The sequence below is a fragment of the Cupriavidus sp. AU9028 genome, from assembly GCF_019795295.1.
Lineage (GTDB): Bacteria > Pseudomonadota > Gammaproteobacteria > Burkholderiales > Burkholderiaceae > Cupriavidus.
This window is the reverse complement of record NZ_JAIMCG010000001.1, coordinates 437,551-453,871: the sequence shown is the minus strand read 5'-3', so window position 1 is coordinate 453,871 and position 16,321 is coordinate 437,551. Positions and strand designations below refer to the sequence as shown.

Sequence of the window (16,321 nt, the reverse complement as noted above, 5' to 3'; positions counted from 1 at the left end):
GAAGCTCATGTCGGATTCCGGCGTCAGCTCGCGCGATGTTTGACGAGGTATTGCCAGGTGTAGCCAGGAAAGGCGAACACCAGCATCAGGCAGGCGGTGATCGCATAGAACTGCCAGCCCTGGGAGAAACGGCCTCCCAGGCTGGCCTCTACGGCGAAGCCGGCCGCGCCGACCACCACATAGTAAACCAGCAGCTCGGCCAGGCGAATCCAGACTGGCTTGCGGCCCCACCGCAAGGGGATGACGGCGAACAGGCGCTGGTTCACGAACGGCAGGTTGGCACAGGCCAATGCCAGCAGGATGATGAACCAGCCCCCTGCGCTCGAGCTCATGGGTGGGGCTGCCCGCTTACGAAGCGAGCGTGGCGCGGATCGCCTGGTAGCAGGCGTTCATCAGGGCCGCCGGGAAGATGCCCAGCACCACGATGACCAGGCCGTTCAGGCTCAGCAGCGAGCGCAGCCCGGTGGTGGCCTGCAGCGGCTCGTCGCCCGCCGGCGCATCGAAGTACATCAGCTTGACGATGCGCAGGTAGTAGAAGGCGCCAATCAGCGAGAACAGCACCCCGACGACGGCCAGCCACGTCATGCCGGCGGCCACGGCGGCTTCCAGCACGGCCAGCTTGGCGTAGAAGCCGACGGTCGGCGGAATGCCGGCCAGCGAGAACATCATCACCAGCATCAGCAGCGCGAACCACGGGTTCTTGCGCGACATGCCCTTCAGGTCTTCCAGCGTTTCGGCCTCGAAGCCCTTGCTGGTGCGCAGCAGGATGATGCCGAAGGTGCCCAGCGTGGTCAGCACATAGGTGACCGCGTAGAACATGCCCGAGCTGTACGCGCCCGCGGCGCCTTCGGTATTGGTGCCCGCGACGCCCGACAGCATGCCCAGCAGCAGGAAGCCCATGTGCGAGATGGTCGAGTACGCCAGCATCCGCTTCAGGTTCGTCTGCACGATGGCGGTCAGGTTGCCGATCGCCAGCGACGCGACTGCCAGCACGGCCAGCATGATCTGCCAGTCCACCGCCAGCGGCAGCAGGCCTTCGACCAGCAGGCGCAGCATCATCGCGAAGGCGGCCAGCTTCGGCGCGCCGGCGATCAGCAGCGTCACCGCGGTCGGCGAGCCCTGGTAGATGTCCGGAATCCACATGTGGAACGGTGCTGCACCGAGCTTGAACGCCACGCCGGCGACCAGGAACACCACGCCGAAGGCCAGCATCGAGGTGTTGATGCGGCCCGATGCCACGGCCTGGAAGACTTCCGCCAGGTTCAGCGATCCGGTCGCACCGTACAGCATCGACATGCCGTACAGCAGGAAGCCCGACGACAGCGCGCCCAGCACGAAGTACTTCATCGCCGATTCCGACGTCACGCGGGAGTCGCGGCGCAGCGCCACCAGCGCATACGAGGCCAGGGACAGCAGTTCGAGGCCCAGGTACAGGGTCAGGAAGTTGTTGCCGGTGATCATCACGATCTGGCCGCCCAGCGTGAACAGCGCCAGCATGTAGAACTCGCCCGCATACATGTCGCGGTCGGCGAGGTACTGGCGGGTATAGACCAGCGTCACGAACAGCGCGGCCGCGGAGAACGACGACAGCAGGTTCGCCATCGGATCGACCACCACCAGGTTGGCGAAGGCGTAGTGCGTCTCGCCATTGGCGGCGTTCAGGCCGAACCACACGGTCAGCACCAGCGTGATCAGCAGCGACAGCGGATAGGCGACGCTCGGCTTGCCCTTGGCGCGGGCCAGGTCGATCCAGTTGACCGCGGCGATGGCCAACGCCAGGAAGATGATCGGGGCGACGGGCGCCCAAGTCGTGGACGATTGCATGATTCTCGTGTCTCCCTGCTTACAGCTTGGACTGCGCCACGTGCGACAGCAGGTTGGTCACCGATGCCTGCATCACATCGGTGAAGGGTTTCGGATACAGGCCCATGTAGAGGGTCATCGCCGCCAGCAGGCCCAGCATCACGAATTCGCGCTTGTTCAGGTCGAGCAGCTCGCGCACGTGCTGGTGCTTGATGTCACCAAAGATCACCCGCTTGACCATCCACAGCGAATAGGCTGCGCCGAGGATCAGCGAGGTGGCGGCCAGCAGGCCGATCCAGAAGTCGTACTGCACCGCGCCCAGGATCACCATCCACTCGCCGATGAAGCCGGAGGTGGCCGGCAGGCCGGCGTTGGCCATGGCGAAGAACACCGAGAAGGCGGCGAACTTCGGCATCGTGTTGACCACGCCGCCGTAGTCGGCGATCTGGCGCGAGTGCACGCGGTCGTACAGCACGCCGATGCACAGGAACATCGCGCCGGAGATGAAGCCGTGCGAGATCATCTGCACGATGCCGCCCTGCACGCCGATGTCGCTGAAGATGAAGAAACCCAGCGTGACGAAGCCCATGTGCGCGATCGACGAGTACGCGACCAGCTTCTTCATGTCGGCCTGCACCATCGCGACCAGGCCGATGTAGATCACCGCGATCAGCGAGATGGCGATGATGAACGAGGCCAGTTCATGGCTTGCATCCGGCGCGATCGGCAGCGAGAAGCGCAGGAAACCGTAGGCACCCAGCTTCAGCATGATCGCCGCCAGCACCACCGAACCGCCGGTCGGCGCTTCCACGTGCGCGTCGGGCAGCCAGGTGTGCACCGGCCACATCGGTACCTTGACGGCGAAGGCCAGGAAGAACGCCAGGAACAGCAGGATCTGCTCCTTCATCGACAGGCGGAACTGGTGCCAGTCGAGGATTTCGAACGAGCCGGTCTTGTTGTACAGGTACAGCAGCGCAACCAGCGTCAGCAGCGAGCCCAGCAGCGTGTACAGGAAGAACTTGAACGCCGCATAGACGCGGTTCGGGCCGCCCCACACGCCGATGATGATGTACATCGGGATCAGCGTCGCTTCGAAGAACACGTAGAACAGCATGCCGTCAAGCGCCGAGAAGACACCGACCATGATGCCCGACAGCATCAGGAACGAGGCCATGTAGGCGGCGACCCGTTCGGTGATCACTTCCCAGGCGGCGATCACCACGATCACCGTGATGAAGGCGGTCAGCACCACGAACCACATCGAGATGCCGTCCACGCCCAGGTAGTACTGGACATTGAAGCGCTCGATCCAGCTGTGCTGCTCGACGAACTGCATGTCGGCGGTGCCGCGGTCGAAGCGCGAGATCAGCGGCAGCGTGACCAGGAAACTCAGGACCGAGCCGAACAGCGCGGTCCAGCGCACGAAGCCCGGGCTGCGATCCGAGCCGAAGGCAAGGATTAGCAGGCCGAAGAAGATGGGCAGCCAGATAGCGAAAGAGAGAACCATTTTCGTTGTTTTCCTTACTTGGTGCCCACTGCGCCAACCGAACCGAAGACCGTGATCGACAGCAGGACCAGCATGCCCAGGATCATCGCGAATGCATAGTGATAGATATAACCCGACTGCAGGTAGCGGCTCACCGCGGCCACCCAGCCAACCACCCGTGCCGAGCCGTTGACGAACAGACCGTCGATCACGCTCTGGTCACCGCCCTTCCACAGGCCCGTACCCAGCAGACGCGCGCCACGGGCAAACACCGCCTCGTTGATCGCGTCCATGTAGTACTTGTTGTCCAGCAGCTTGTACAGACCGCTGAAGCGGCGCTGGATCGCAGCCGGAATGTCCGGCCGCTTCATGTAGAAGAACCACGACAGCAGCACGCCGGCCAGCGCCAGGTACAGCACCGGGGTCTGTGCCGAGTGCAGGCCCATCGCCACCCAGCCGTGGAACATCTCTTCCAGGCCGCGCATCGCGTGGTGGTTCTCGCCGACGAAGATCACGTCCTGGAACGCCACGCCGTTCTTGAAGAAGTCGCCGAACAGCATCGGCTCGATGGCGATCGCACCGATCACCACCGACGGGATGGCCAGCAGCACCAGCGGCAGCGTCACCACCCACGGCGACTCGTGCGGCTTCTGGCCCGGAGCGAGGCCGTGATGGTGGTCATCGCCGTGGTCCTCTTCGTGCTCGGCCTGCTCGGCGCCGTGCGCGTCATGCTCGCCGTGGGCGTGGCCGTGGCCATGCTCCTGGCCGAAACGCTCCTTGCCGTGGAAGACCAGGAAGTACATCCGGAACGAGTAGAACGCGGTGACGAACACACCGGCCATCACGGCGAAGTAGGCAAAGCCCGAGCCGGCGATGGTCGATTCGGCCACCGCCTCGATGATCGAGTCCTTCGAGTAGAAGCCCGAGAAGAACGGCGTGCCGATCAGCGCCAGCGAGCCCACCAGCGAGGTGATCCAGGTGATCGGCATGTACTTGCGCAGGCCGCCCATGTTGCGGATGTCCTGGTCATGGTGCATGCCGATGATCACCGAGCCCGCCGCCAGGAACAGCAGCGCCTTGAAGAACGCGTGCGTCATCAGGTGGAACACCGCGACCTGATAGGCCGAGGCGCCCAGTGCGACCGTCATGTAGCCCAGCTGCGACAGCGTCGAGTACGCGACCACCCGCTTGATGTCGTTCTGGATGATGCCAAGGAAGCCCATGAACAGCGCCGTGATCGCGCCGATCACCAGCACGAACGACAGCGCGGCGTCCGACAGCTCGAACAGCGGCGACATCCGGCTGACCATGAAGATGCCCGCGGTCACCATCGTGGCCGCGTGGATCAGCGCCGAAATCGGCGTCGGGCCTTCCATCGAGTCAGGCAGCCACACGTGCAGCGGGAACTGCGCCGACTTGCCCATCGCGCCGATGAACAGGCAGATACAGGCCACCGTCAGCATCATCCAGTCCGTGCCCGGGAAGGTCACCGTGGCGAGCTGCTCGCGCGCGCCAAACACGTCGGTGTAGTTCAGGCTGCCGCTGTAGGCCAGCAGCAGGCCGATGCCGAGGATGAAGCCGAAATCGCCGACGCGGTTGACCAGGAACGCCTTCAGGTTGGCGAAGATCGCGGTCGGACGGGTGTACCAGAAACCGATCAGCAGATACGAGACGAGACCCACCGCTTCCCAGCCGAAGAACAGCTGCAGGAAGTTGTTGCTCATCACCAGCATCAGCATCGAGAAGGTGAACAGCGAGATGTAGGCGAAGAAGCGGTTGTAGCCGGGATCGCCCTGCATGTAGCCGACGGTGTAGATGTGCACCATCAGCGAGACGAAGGTCACCACCACCATCATCATCGCCGTCAGCGAGTCGACCAGGAAGCCGACTTCCATCTTCAGCGGCGCGCCGTTGAACGGCAGCACCATCCACTCGTAGACCGTGGCATTGAAGCTGGCCCCGTCCACCATCACGTCGCGCAGCACGAGCAGCGACAGCAGGCAGGCGATCGCCACGCCGAGAATGGTCGCGGTGTGAGCGATCGTGCGGCCGGCGCGCGACTCCGAGGAGAACGATCCGAAGAACTTGGTGCCGAACAGCCCCGCGATGGCGGCGCCGGCGAGCGGCGCCAGCGGAATCGCGAGCAGCAGGTTGGGGTTGAGCGTGGTTGCCATAGGACGCTTGAGTGGTGTGCGGTCGGTATGCGGTCGGTGTAAGGCGACGATCGGAGGCGTCCGGGCTTAGCCCTTCAGCGTGTCCAGTTCGTCGACATTGATCGTGTCCAGGTTACGGAACAGCACGACCAGGATTGCCAGACCGATTGCCGACTCGGCGGCGGCCACCGTCAGGATGAAGAAAACGAAGACTTGTCCGGCCAGATCGCCCAGGTAGTGGGAGAAGGCAACGAAGTTCATGTTGACCGACAGCAGCATCAGCTCCAGCGCCATCAGCAGCACGATCACGTTCTTGCGGTTCAGGAAGATGCCGACGATGCTGATCGCAAACAGGATCGCACCGAGGACCAGGAAGTGGGCGAGAGAGAGCACGTCGTTCCCCGAATCTTTAGTTCTTGTTGCCGGTCTCGCCGGCCTGGCCGGCCTGGGCCGGATTGGCTTGCGCCGACTGGGCGGTCTGCGCGGGCATCGACACCAGTCGCACGCGGTCCTCGCGGCGGGTGCGCAATTGCTCGGACACGTCCTGGGAGCGGCTGTCCTTGCGGCGGCGCAGCGTCAGCGCGACCGCGGCGATGATGGCGACCAGCAGGATGATGCCGGCCACTTCGAAGGCGTAGATGTAGTCGGTGTAGATCAGCTGGCCCAGGGCACCGGTGTTGCTGTAGCCCGGATCCTGCGGCGCCGGGTTCAGCGGCTGCGTGGTACCGATGAAGTTGCGCACCAGCACGATCGCCATCTCGGCGATGATCAGCGCGCCGATGATCGACGCCAGCGGCACATAGGTCCAGAAGTCGCGGCGCAGGTGCTCGATATCGATATCGATCATCATCACCACGAACAGGAACAGCACCATCACGGCGCCGACATAGACGAGCACCAGCAGGATGGCAAGGAATTCAGCCTGCAGCAGCAGCCACAGCGCGGCAGCCGTGAAGAAGGCCAGCACGAGGTACAGCGCCGAATGCACCGGGTTCCTTGCGGTGATGACTTTCAGTGCGGAGAGCATCAGCACCAGCGCAAAGACGTAGAAGATGGTGGTCGTGAATTCCATGGTTCTCGTCGAGCCCTACGGCACGAGCCGCCCCAGGCGGCCCGTCGTCGGGCGTCTCTCAGTTCGCCCCTTCCGGGGCCGATTCAGTGTGTTGCCGCGCGCCGGTCCCGGCGCGCCGCCGATCAGCGGTACTTGGCGTCCGCGGCCTTGGCTGCCGCGATCTGCGGCTCGTACCGGTCGCCAATGGCGAGCAGCATTTCCTTGGTGAAGTACAGGTCGCCGCGCTTCTCGCCGTGGTACTCGAGGATGTGCGTTTCGACGATGGCGTCGACCGGGCAGGCTTCCTCGCAGAAGCCGCAGAAGATGCACTTGGTCAGATCGATGTCATAGCGGGTGGTCCGGCGGGTGCCGTCCGCGCGCACATCGGACTCGATCGAGATCGCCAGCGCCGGACAAACCGCTTCGCACAGCTTGCAGGCGATGCAGCGTTCCTCGCCGTTCGGATAGCGGCGCAGCGCGTGCAGGCCGCGGAAACGCGGCGACAGCGGCGTCTTCTCTTCCGGGAACTGGACCGTGACCTTGCGGGCGAAGAGATAGCGGCCGGTCAAAGCCATGCCCTTGAAGAGTTCCTTCAGGAGCAGGCTGTTGAAGAAGTCCTTGATGGCGAGCAGCATGACTGTTTGCTTCCTAATGATTCGGCCGGCGAATCCGCCGCCGTCACCCCGCCTGCGCGGGAGCGACGATGCCGGATTCGGGCCGGGGCATTCTTAATGCCAGATATTCCAGGGCGACTTGATCCAGATCGCCACGATGATCAGCCAGGCCACGGTCAGCGGAATGAAGACCTTCCAGCCCAGGCGCATGATCTGGTCATAGCGATAGCGCGGGAACGAGGCGCGGATCCAGATGAACACCGACAGCAGCAGGAACACCTTGATCACCAGCCAGAAGAAGCCCGGGATCGCATTGGTGACCACGCTGGAGAACGGGGGTGCCCAACCGCCGAGGAACAACAGTGCCGTCAGCGTCGAGATGACGATCATGTTGATGTACTCGGCCAGGAAGAACAGCGCGAAGCCCATGCCCGAATACTCGATCATGTGGCCGGCGACGATTTCCGACTCGCCTTCCACCACGTCGAACGGATGGCGGTTGGTTTCCGCCACGCCCGAGATGAAGTACACGCCGAACATCGGCAGCAGCGGCAGCCAGTTCCACGACAGGATGTTGATGCCCATGTCGGCGAAGTAGCCGGTGTTCTGCCCGTTGACGATGTCCGACAGGTTCAGGCTGCCGGCCACCATCAGCACGGTCACCAGGGCGAAGCCCATCGAGATCTCGTACGACACCATCTGCGCCGCGGCGCGCATCGCGCCGAGGAATGCATACTTGGAGTTCGAGGCCCAACCGGCCAGGATCACGCCGTACACGCCCACCGAGCTGATCGCGATCACGTACAGCAGGCCGGCATTGACGTCGGCCAGCACGGCCTCGGCCTGGAACGGAATGACCGCCCACACCGCCACCGCCGGCATCAGCACCATCAGCGGCGCGATCAGGTACATGCCGCGGCTGACCTGGGTCGGCGTCATGACCTCCTTGAGCAGCAGCTTCAGCACGTCGGCGATCGGCTGCAGCAGGCCCAGCGGACCGACCCGGTTCGGGCCGATACGCACGTGCATCCAGCCGATCAGCTTGCGCTCCCACAGGATCAGGTAGGCCACGCACAGCAGCAGCGGCACCACGATCACCACGGCGCGAATGATGATCCACAGCGGCGTCCATGCACCGCCGAAGATCTCCTGCCCTTGCGAGGTAATCCAATCGATCATCTTATTTTCTCGCCTTGCTTATGCCACTGCGGCAGAGGCCGCGGGGGCCAGCTCGACCGCTTTTTCCACCTGCACGGTACCGAACATCGCGCCGAGGCCGATCGCAGCCGGCGTTGCCGCCGACACCCTCACCGTGCCCGCCGGCAGGCCGGCTTCCAGCACGGCCGGCAGCACCACACTGCCCTGCCCCTGGCTGACGCGCACCGGGTCGCCGGCCTGCACGCCCAGCGAGGCGAACACGTCGGCCGACAGCCCGACCTGCATCGCCCGGCGAGCGGCCGCGGTCAGCTGCAGCGATTCGGCGCGGCGCACGATGGCGTCGGAATGGTAGATCGGCACATCGGCGACGCGCTCGATCGGACCCGCGGCGCCGGCGGCGCGACGGGTGCTGACGCGGATGGCAGCGCCGGTACGGTTGTCCAGCTGTGCGTCGATCGGCTTGGCCAGCGCGTCGTTGCGCACCGCCTCGGCCGTGTCGTAGTCGAAGCCCGGCACCTGCAGCAGGTTGCCCAGCACGCGCAGCACCTTCCAGGCCGGACGCGACTCGCCCATCGAACGGACCACGCCGTTGAAGCTTTGCGGCACGCCTTCGGCGTTGACGAAGGTACCGGCGGTTTCCGTGAACGGCGCGATCGGCAGGATCACGTCGGCGTACTGCAGCGCGGCGTCCGAGCGGAACGGCGACAGCACCACCACGGTGCTGGCCTGGTTCAGCGCGGCCAGCGCCAGCTGCGGATCGAAGGTGTCGAACTCCGGCTCAGTGTTCAGCACCACGTAGGCCTTGCGCGGCGATTCCAGCATCGCGCGGGCATTGGCCCCGCCCTGCTGCGGCAGCGCACCGACCAGATGGGCGCCGACGGTATTGCCGGCTTCGGTCAGGATGCCCAGCTTCGCGCCGGTCGCGTCGGCGATCCACTGCGCCAGCGCGTGCAGCGCGGCGTATTCCGGATGACGCACGGCCTCGTTGCCGAGGAACACTGCCAGGCGCTCGCCTTCGAGCAGCGCCTGCGCGGCGCCCTGTGCCAGCTCACCGCCGTCGATGCCGTCGGTGCCGGCCGGCGCAGCGATCCCCTTGGCCGCCGCCACCGCACGGGCGACACCGGCCAGCGCCTCGGCCCAGGCCGACGGCGCCACCGTGATGCGGGCGGTCTGCGGCATCAGCAGATCTTCGGCGCTCGAACCCAGCACGGCGACACGCGCACCCTTCTTGGCGGCGTGACGCAGGCGCAGCGACAGCAGCGGCTGGTCCTTGCGCAGCGACGCGCCGATGACCAGGGCGCCCTGCAGCGTCGACACGTCGGCGATCGGCATGCCGAGCCACGGCGTACCGGTAGCCGGTGCCGAGAAGTCGCTCTGGCGCAGGCGGAAGTCGATGTTGTCGCTGCCCAGGCCGCGCATCAGCTTGCCCAGCAGGAACAGTTCCTCGACCGTCGAGGTCGGGCTGGCCAGCGCCGCGATCTGATCGGCGCCATGCTCGCGCTTGATGCCGGCCAGGCCGTTGGCGACGTATTCCAGCGCCGTCTGCCAGTCGGTCTCCATCCAGCGGTTGTCCTGCTTGATCAGCGGACGGGTCAGGCGGTCGGCGCTGTTCAGGCCTTCGTACGAGAAGCGGTCCCGGTCCGACAGCCAGCACTCGTTGATGGCCTCGTTCTCCAGCGGGAGGACGCGCATCACGCGGTGGTTCTTGGTCTGCACGATCAGGTTCGCGCCCACGCCATCGTGCGGCGACACCGACTTGCGGCGCGCCAGCTCCCAGTTCCGCGCGGAATAGCGGAACGGCTTGCTGGTCAGCGCGCCGACCGGGCACAGGTCGATCATGTTGCCCGACAGTTCGGAATCGACAGTGCGGCCGACGAACGTGGTGATTTCCGAATGCTCGCCGCGGTTCAGCATGCCCAGCTCCATCACGCCGGCCACTTCCTGGCCAAAGCGCACGCAGCGGGTGCAGTGAATGCAGCGCGTCATCTCTTCCATCGAGATCAGCGGGCCGGCGCTCTTGTGGAACACCACGCGCTTTTCTTCCTTGTAGCGCGATTCACTGGCGCCATAGCCGACGGCCAGATCCTGCAGCTGGCACTCGCCGCCCTGATCGCAGATCGGGCAATCCAGCGGGTGATTGATCAGCAGGAATTCCATCACGGCCTTCTGCGCCCGGACAGCCTTGTCCGAGTTGGTGAAGACCTTCATACCGGCGGTGACCGGGGTCGCGCAGGCCGGCAGCGGCTTGGGCGCCTTTTCGACCTCGACCAGGCACATGCGGCAGTTGGCCGCGATGGACAGTTTGCGGTGGTAGCAAAAGTGCGGGATGTAGGTGCCCAGCTTGCGGGCGGCCTCCATCACCAGGCTGCCTTCCGCAACCTCTACCTTCTTGCCATCGATCTCGAGTTCAACCATGTTCTGCCACGCTTAAGAGTAGGCGGGAACCATGCACTGCTTGTGTTCGACGTGATACTCGAACTCTTTCCAGTAGTGCTTGAGCATGCCGCGGACCGGCATCGCAGCCGCATCGCCGAGCGCGCAGATGGTGCGGCCCATGATGTTTTCGGCAACGCTGTTGAGCAGGTCCAGATCTTCCTGGCGCCCTTCCCCATGCTCGATACGGTTCACCATGCGATAGAGCCAGCCGGTGCCTTCACGGCACGGCGTGCACTGGCCGCAGGATTCTTCGAAATAGAAATACGACAGGCGCAGCAGCGAGCGAACCATGCAGCGCGTCTCGTCCATCACGATCACCGCGCCCGAACCCAGCATCGAGCCGGCCTTGGCGATCGAGTCGTAGTCCATGTCGGACGCCATCATCAGGTCGGCCGGCACCACCGGCGCCGACGAACCGCCCGGAATCACGGCCTTGAGCTTCTTGCCGCCGCGCATGCCGCCGGCGAGCTCCAGCAGGGTCGCAAACGGCGTGCCCAGCGGAATCTCGTAGTTGCCCGGACGCTCGACGTCGCCGGAGACCGAGAAGATCTTGGTGCCGCCGTTGTTCGGCTTGCCCATCTTCAGGTAATTCTCCGGACCCACCGCCAGCAGGAACGGCACCGCGGCGAAGGTCTCGGTGTTGTTGATGGTGGTCGGCTTGCCGTACAGGCCGAAGCTGGCGGGGAACGGCGGCTTGAAGCGCGGCTGGCCCTTCTTGCCTTCCAGCGATTCGAGCAGCGCGGTTTCCTCGCCGCAGATATAGGCGCCGTAGCCGTGGTGCGCGTGCAGCTGGAAGTTGAAGCCCGAGCCCAGGATGTTGTCACCCAGGAAGCCGGCCGCCCGCGCCTCTTCGAGGGCTTCCTCGAAGATCTTGTACTCGTTCCAGATCTCGCCGTGGATGTAGTTGTAACCCACGGTGATGCCCATCGCATACGCACCGATGGCCATGCCCTCGATCAGCGCATGCGGGTTGTAGCGGATGATGTCGCGGTCCTTGAAGGTGCCCGGCTCGCCCTCGTCGGTATTGCAGACGAGGTACTTCTGGCCCGGGAACTGACGCGGCATGAAGCTCCACTTCAGGCCGGTCGGGAAGCCCGCGCCGCCGCGGCCACGCAGGCCCGAGGCCTTGACGTCCGCGATCACCTGCTCGGGCGCGATCTTCTCGGTCAGGATACGGCGCAGCTGCTGGTAGCCGCCACGCTTGACGTAGTCCTCCAGATGCCAGTTCTTGCCATCCAGGCCGGCCAGGATCAGCGGCTTGATATGGCGGTCGTGCAGACAGGTCATGTTACTTGTCCCCCTTGGCAGCGCCGGCTTCGGCCTTGAGCTCCTCGACCAGCGCGTCGAGCTTGTCGTCGCTCATGAAGCTGCACATGCGGGTGTTGTTCACGATCATCACCGGCGCATCGCCACAGGCGCCCATGCACTCGCCTTCCTTCAGCGTGAAGGTGCCGCACGGCGTCGTCTCGTTGTAATCGATGCCCAGCTTGCGCTTCAGGTAGTCGCCGGCGCGTTCGCCGCCCGACAGCGCGCAAGGCAGGTTGGTGCAGACGGCCAGCTTGTACTTGCCGACCGGCCGGGTGTCGTACATGTTGTAGAAAGTGGCGACCTCCTCGACCCATACCGGCGGCATGTCGAGGTAGTTGGCGACGAATTCCATCACTTCCGGAGAAACCCAGCCCACCTCGCCCTGCGCCACGGCCAATGCGGCCATCACGGCCGATTGCTTCTGGTCGGCCGGATACTTGGCGATCGCGCGATCGATTTCCTTGAGAGCTTCTGCTGATAGCATGGTCGTTGCCGTAATACGCCGATTCACAAGCGAGGCCCGTCAGCCAATGGCGAGCCTCGCTTCAGTTGCACAGCCGTCGCTGCGTGTCATTTCCGGCCACTGGCGTGGCCTGCATAGCCGCTGCAGGGTTGCCTCGCCGGCCCGCCGCATGTCGCCGCGGCCCGCGTGGACCGCGCGCCCCGGATCGTCGTCCGGGAGCGGCATCGTAATCCTCTGGTTAACGGTCGATTTCGCCGAACACAATATCCTGCGTGCCGATGATCGTGACCGCGTCCGCGATCATGTGGCCCTTGGCCATTTCATCGAGCGCGGCCAGGTGGGCGAAACCCGGGGCACGAATCTTCAGGCGGTACGGCTTGTTGGCGCCGTCCGAGATCGCATAGATGCCGAACTCACCCTTCGGGTGCTCGACGGCAGCATAGGTCTCGCCTTCCGGAACGCGGATGCCTTCGGTGAAGAGCTTGAAGTGGTGAATCAGCTCTTCCATGTTCGACTTCATGTCACCCCGCGACGGCGGCGTCACCTTGTGGTTGTCGCTCATCACCGGACCGGGGTTGCGGCGCAGCCAGTCGATGCACTGCTTGATAATCCGGTTCGACTGGCGCATCTCCTCGACGCGCACCAGGTAACGCGAGTAGCAGTCGCCGCCCTCGCCCACCGGCACGTCGAAGTCCATCTTGTCGTAGACCTCGTACGGCTGCGTCTTGCGCAGGTCCCACGCGATTCCCGAGCCCCGCAGCATCGGGCCGGTAAAGCCCATCTGCATGGCGCGCTCCGGCGTCACCACGCCGATACCGACCAGACGTTGCTTCCAGATCCGGTTGTCCGTCAGCAGCGTCTCGTATTCGTCGACGTACTTCGGGAAACGGTTGGTGAAGTCCTCGATGAAATCCAGCAGCGAGCCGGAGCGCGCTTCGTTCATCGCCTTGATGGCGCGCTCGTTATGGATCTTGGACGCCTTGTACTGCGGCATCGTGTCAGGCAGGTCGCGATAGACGCCGCCCGGACGATAGTAGGCCGCGTGCATCCGCGCACCCGACACCGCCTCGTACATGTCGAACATGTCCTCGCGTTCGCGGAAGGCGTACAGGAACACCGCCATCGCACCGACGTCCAGCGCGTGCGAGCCGATCCACATCAGGTGGTTCAGCAGACGCGTGATTTCGTCGAACATCACGCGGATGTACTGCGCACGGATGGGCACGTCGATGCCGGTCAGCTTCTCGATCGCCATCACGTAGGCGTGCTCGTTGACCATCATCGACACATAGTCGAGACGGTCCATGTACGGCACGCTCTGGATCCAGGTCTTGGTTTCCGCCAGCTTCTCAGTGGCGCGATGCAGCAGGCCGATATGCGGGTCGGCGCGCTGGATCACCTCGCCGTCCAGTTCCAGCACCAGGCGCAGCACGCCGTGTGCCGCCGGGTGCTGCGGACCGAAGTTCAGGGTGTAATTCTTGATATCTGCCATCGCGCTTCTCAGTGCTGCTAGTGCCAGTCAGTCCAATCAGTGCTTGAGGCCACCGTAGTTTTCCTCGCGGATCACTCGGGGCATCTGCTCGCGCGGCTCGATCGTCACCGGCTGGTAAATCACGCGCTTCTGCTCGGGGTCGTACCGCATCTCGACATAGCCGGACACCGGGAAGTCCTTGCGGAACGGGTGGCCAACGAAACCGTAGTCGGTCAGGATGCGGCGCAGGTCCGGGTGGCCCTCGAACAGGATGCCGAAGAAGTCGAACGCCTCGCGCTCGTACCAGTTGACCGAGTTCCACACGTCCACCAGGGACGGCACCACCGGCAGATCGTCGTCCGGCGCGAATACGCGCAGGCGCAGGCGCCAGTTGTGGGTCAGCGACAGCAGGTGCGTCACGACCGCATAGCGGGGACCGTCCCAGGCGCCATCGCCGTAGGTCGAATAATCGACGCCGGCCAGATCCAGCAACTGCTCGAAGCGCAGCGTCGGATCGTCGCGCAGAATCCGCGCAACCTCCAGGTAGTCGTCCGGCTTGACGATCAGCGTCAGCTGGTCGAACGACTGCGTCAGCGACTTGATGCGGGAACCGAGCGCCTTCTCCAGCGCGGCCTTCAGGGTATCGAGTTTGGCCATGTCAACCCTTGCGCGCGATGGTGTTGGTACGACGGATCTTGTTCTGCAGCTGGATCACACCGTAGATCAGCGCTTCGGCCGTCGGCGGGCAGCCCGGCACGTAAATATCGACCGGCACGATGCGGTCGCAACCGCGCACCACCGAGTACGAATAGTGGTAGTAGCCGCCGCCATTGGCGCAGGTGCCCATGGAGATCACCCAGCGCGGCTCGGCCATCTGGTCGTAGACCTTGCGCAGCGCCGGTGCCATCTTGTTGCACAGCGTACCGGCCACGATCATCACGTCCGACTGGCGCGGCGACGGGCGGAAAATCACGCCGAAGCGGTCCATGTCGTAACGCGCGGCGCCGGCGTGCATCATTTCGACGGCACAGCAGGCCAGACCGAACGTCATCGGCCACAGCGACCCGGTACGGGTCCAGTTGATCAGCTTGTCAGCGGTCGTCGTGACGAAGCCTTCGTTCAGAACGCCTTCGATTGCCATATCACATCACTCCCAATCGAGCGCGCCCTTTTTCCAGATGTAGACGAAGCCCACGATGAATTCCAACAGAAACACGCCCATGGCGATGAAGCCAGGCCAGCCGATGTCCTGCAGGGCGACGCCCCACGGAAAAAGGAATGCGGTCTCGAGATCGAACAGGATGAACAGAATTGCGATCAGGTAGTAGCGCACATCGAACTTCATGCGCGCGTCCTCGAACGCCTCGAAGCCGCACTCGTACGGAGAGAGCTTCGCCGGATCGGGCTTGTTCGGACCAAGGATCCGGCCGATCGACATCAGCGCCCCGCCAAGCAGAACGCCAAAGAGGATGAAGATGAGAACGGGGAGGTAGGCTTCGAGAGTCAAGGTACGGCCAGCCTTATCTGGAATGTTGTCAACAGCACCAGCTCTAGCGGCGTCCTGTTGCCCACCCCAAGCGCCCTGCGCCTTTCGCGCAGACAGTACGGCGCCGCCCTGCGGACTGCCGGAGCCCCTCCCGGGGCAAGGCCCGGGAGCAGACTCCGATCAAGTTGTTTGGTGCCGACGGCGAGACTCGAACTCGCACAGCTTTCGCCACTACCCCCTCAAGATAGCGTGTCTACCAATTTCACCACGTCGGCTGGGGGAGAAACAATATTGCCTGGCGCCGGGTTTTAAAGCCCTTCGGAACCGTGCATTGCGGCCTTTTTGTTACTGGGCCACGCAGCCTGGAAACCGTCGCTGGGGAATCGTTTCAAGCCCTGCATTCTACCCCACATCCGCCGCTTTGTTCAATGCACAAGTGCAAATACTTCGACGAATCCGGGGATCGAACAAGAGATTATTTCGGTACAGCAGGCGCTGCCGGCGCTGAGGCCGGGGCGGGGACGTCGGAGGCCGGTGCGACCGCCGGAGCGGAAGCCGCGGGTGCCGGCCGCGGTGCGGCGCCCATTACGCCGAGCGAGGTGCCCGGGCGATAGTTGCCCAGCAGCGTCAGGCTCAGCGTGGCGATGAAGAACAGCGTCGCCAGCACCGCCGTGGTCCGCGACAGGAAGTTGGCCGAGCCAGTCGCACCGAACAGGCTGCCGGAAGCACCCGAACCGAAGGCCGCACCGACGTCGGCGCCCTTGCCATGCTGCAGCAGCACCAGCCCGATCACGCCCAGCGCCGTCAGCACCTGCACGACCATCAACAGAGTCTTGAAAATTGCCATAAATAGGTTTCGCTTGCCTGAATCAGTGACTCGACGCGACCGGCA

16 protein-coding genes and 1 tRNA gene are annotated in these 16,321 nt (G+C 64.3%); all 17 read right to left on the bottom strand.

The window, feature by feature from the left end:
• Positions 1-23 precede the first annotated feature (23 nt).
• Positions 24-332, bottom strand: coding sequence for a DUF2818 family protein (locus K6V06_RS02010; protein WP_222239886.1), 309 nt, complete (start codon positions 330-332; stop codon positions 24-26).
• 16 nt (positions 333-348) lie between these two features.
• The gene (nuoN, locus tag K6V06_RS02005; RefSeq protein WP_222239885.1) at positions 349-1,824 is read right to left on the bottom strand and encodes an NADH-quinone oxidoreductase subunit NuoN; all 1,476 of its coding nucleotides are present in this window, start codon (positions 1,822-1,824) and stop codon (positions 349-351) included.
• A 19-nt stretch (positions 1,825-1,843) separates the two neighbouring features.
• Complete coding sequence (locus tag K6V06_RS02000; RefSeq protein ID WP_222239884.1) at positions 1,844-3,310, bottom strand: NADH-quinone oxidoreductase subunit M; 1,467 nt, start codon at positions 3,308-3,310, stop codon at positions 1,844-1,846.
• Between the two features lie 14 nt (positions 3,311-3,324).
• On the bottom strand, positions 3,325-5,463 hold the full coding sequence (gene nuoL, locus K6V06_RS01995) for an NADH-quinone oxidoreductase subunit L (protein ID WP_222239883.1): 2,139 nt from the start codon (positions 5,461-5,463) through the stop codon (positions 3,325-3,327).
• A 66-nt stretch (positions 5,464-5,529) separates the two neighbouring features.
• Entirely contained in the window at positions 5,530-5,835 is a 306-nt protein-coding gene (gene nuoK, locus K6V06_RS01990) for an NADH-quinone oxidoreductase subunit NuoK (protein WP_222239882.1), read from the bottom strand.
• Between the two features lie 16 nt (positions 5,836-5,851).
• Entirely contained in the window at positions 5,852-6,514 is a 663-nt protein-coding gene (locus tag K6V06_RS01985; RefSeq protein ID WP_222239881.1) for an NADH-quinone oxidoreductase subunit J, read from the bottom strand.
• 122 nt (positions 6,515-6,636) lie between these two features.
• Positions 6,637-7,128 (bottom strand): NADH-quinone oxidoreductase subunit NuoI, encoded by a 492-nt coding sequence (gene nuoI, locus K6V06_RS01980; RefSeq protein ID WP_222239880.1) that lies wholly within the window; start codon positions 7,126-7,128, stop codon positions 6,637-6,639.
• Between the two features lie 93 nt (positions 7,129-7,221).
• On the bottom strand, positions 7,222-8,286 hold the full coding sequence (gene nuoH / locus K6V06_RS01975; protein WP_222239879.1) for an NADH-quinone oxidoreductase subunit NuoH: 1,065 nt from the start codon (positions 8,284-8,286) through the stop codon (positions 7,222-7,224).
• Between the two features lie 18 nt (positions 8,287-8,304).
• Positions 8,305-10,680, bottom strand: coding sequence for an NADH-quinone oxidoreductase subunit NuoG (gene nuoG, locus K6V06_RS01970; protein ID WP_222239878.1), 2,376 nt, complete (start codon positions 10,678-10,680; stop codon positions 8,305-8,307).
• 12 nt (positions 10,681-10,692) lie between these two features.
• The gene (nuoF, locus tag K6V06_RS01965) at positions 10,693-11,988 is read right to left on the bottom strand and encodes an NADH-quinone oxidoreductase subunit NuoF (RefSeq protein ID WP_222239877.1); all 1,296 of its coding nucleotides are present in this window, start codon (positions 11,986-11,988) and stop codon (positions 10,693-10,695) included.
• A 1-nt stretch (position 11,989) separates the two neighbouring features.
• Entirely contained in the window at positions 11,990-12,493 is a 504-nt protein-coding gene (gene nuoE / locus K6V06_RS01960; RefSeq protein ID WP_222239876.1) for an NADH-quinone oxidoreductase subunit NuoE, read from the bottom strand.
• Positions 12,494-12,710: 217 nt separating this feature from the next.
• Positions 12,711-13,964, bottom strand: coding sequence for an NADH-quinone oxidoreductase subunit D (locus tag K6V06_RS01955; RefSeq protein ID WP_222239875.1), 1,254 nt, complete (start codon positions 13,962-13,964; stop codon positions 12,711-12,713).
• Positions 13,965-14,000: 36 nt separating this feature from the next.
• A complete protein-coding gene (locus tag K6V06_RS01950; RefSeq protein WP_222239874.1) occupies positions 14,001-14,600 on the bottom strand; it encodes an NADH-quinone oxidoreductase subunit C in 600 nt (199 codons plus the stop codon).
• Position 14,601: 1 nt separating this feature from the next.
• Positions 14,602-15,084: an NADH-quinone oxidoreductase subunit B family protein gene (locus K6V06_RS01945; protein WP_222239873.1), complete on the bottom strand. Its 483-nt coding sequence runs from the start codon at positions 15,082-15,084 to the stop codon at positions 14,602-14,604.
• 6 nt (positions 15,085-15,090) lie between these two features.
• Positions 15,091-15,450, bottom strand: coding sequence for an NADH-quinone oxidoreductase subunit A (locus K6V06_RS01940; RefSeq protein ID WP_222239872.1), 360 nt, complete (start codon positions 15,448-15,450; stop codon positions 15,091-15,093).
• A 169-nt stretch (positions 15,451-15,619) separates the two neighbouring features.
• A tRNA-Leu gene (locus tag K6V06_RS01935) sits at positions 15,620-15,704 on the bottom strand.
• Between the two features lie 200 nt (positions 15,705-15,904).
• Positions 15,905-16,276 (bottom strand): preprotein translocase subunit SecG, encoded by a 372-nt coding sequence (secG, locus tag K6V06_RS01930; RefSeq protein ID WP_222239871.1) that lies wholly within the window; start codon positions 16,274-16,276, stop codon positions 15,905-15,907.
• Between the last annotated feature and the right edge of the window lie 45 nt (positions 16,277-16,321).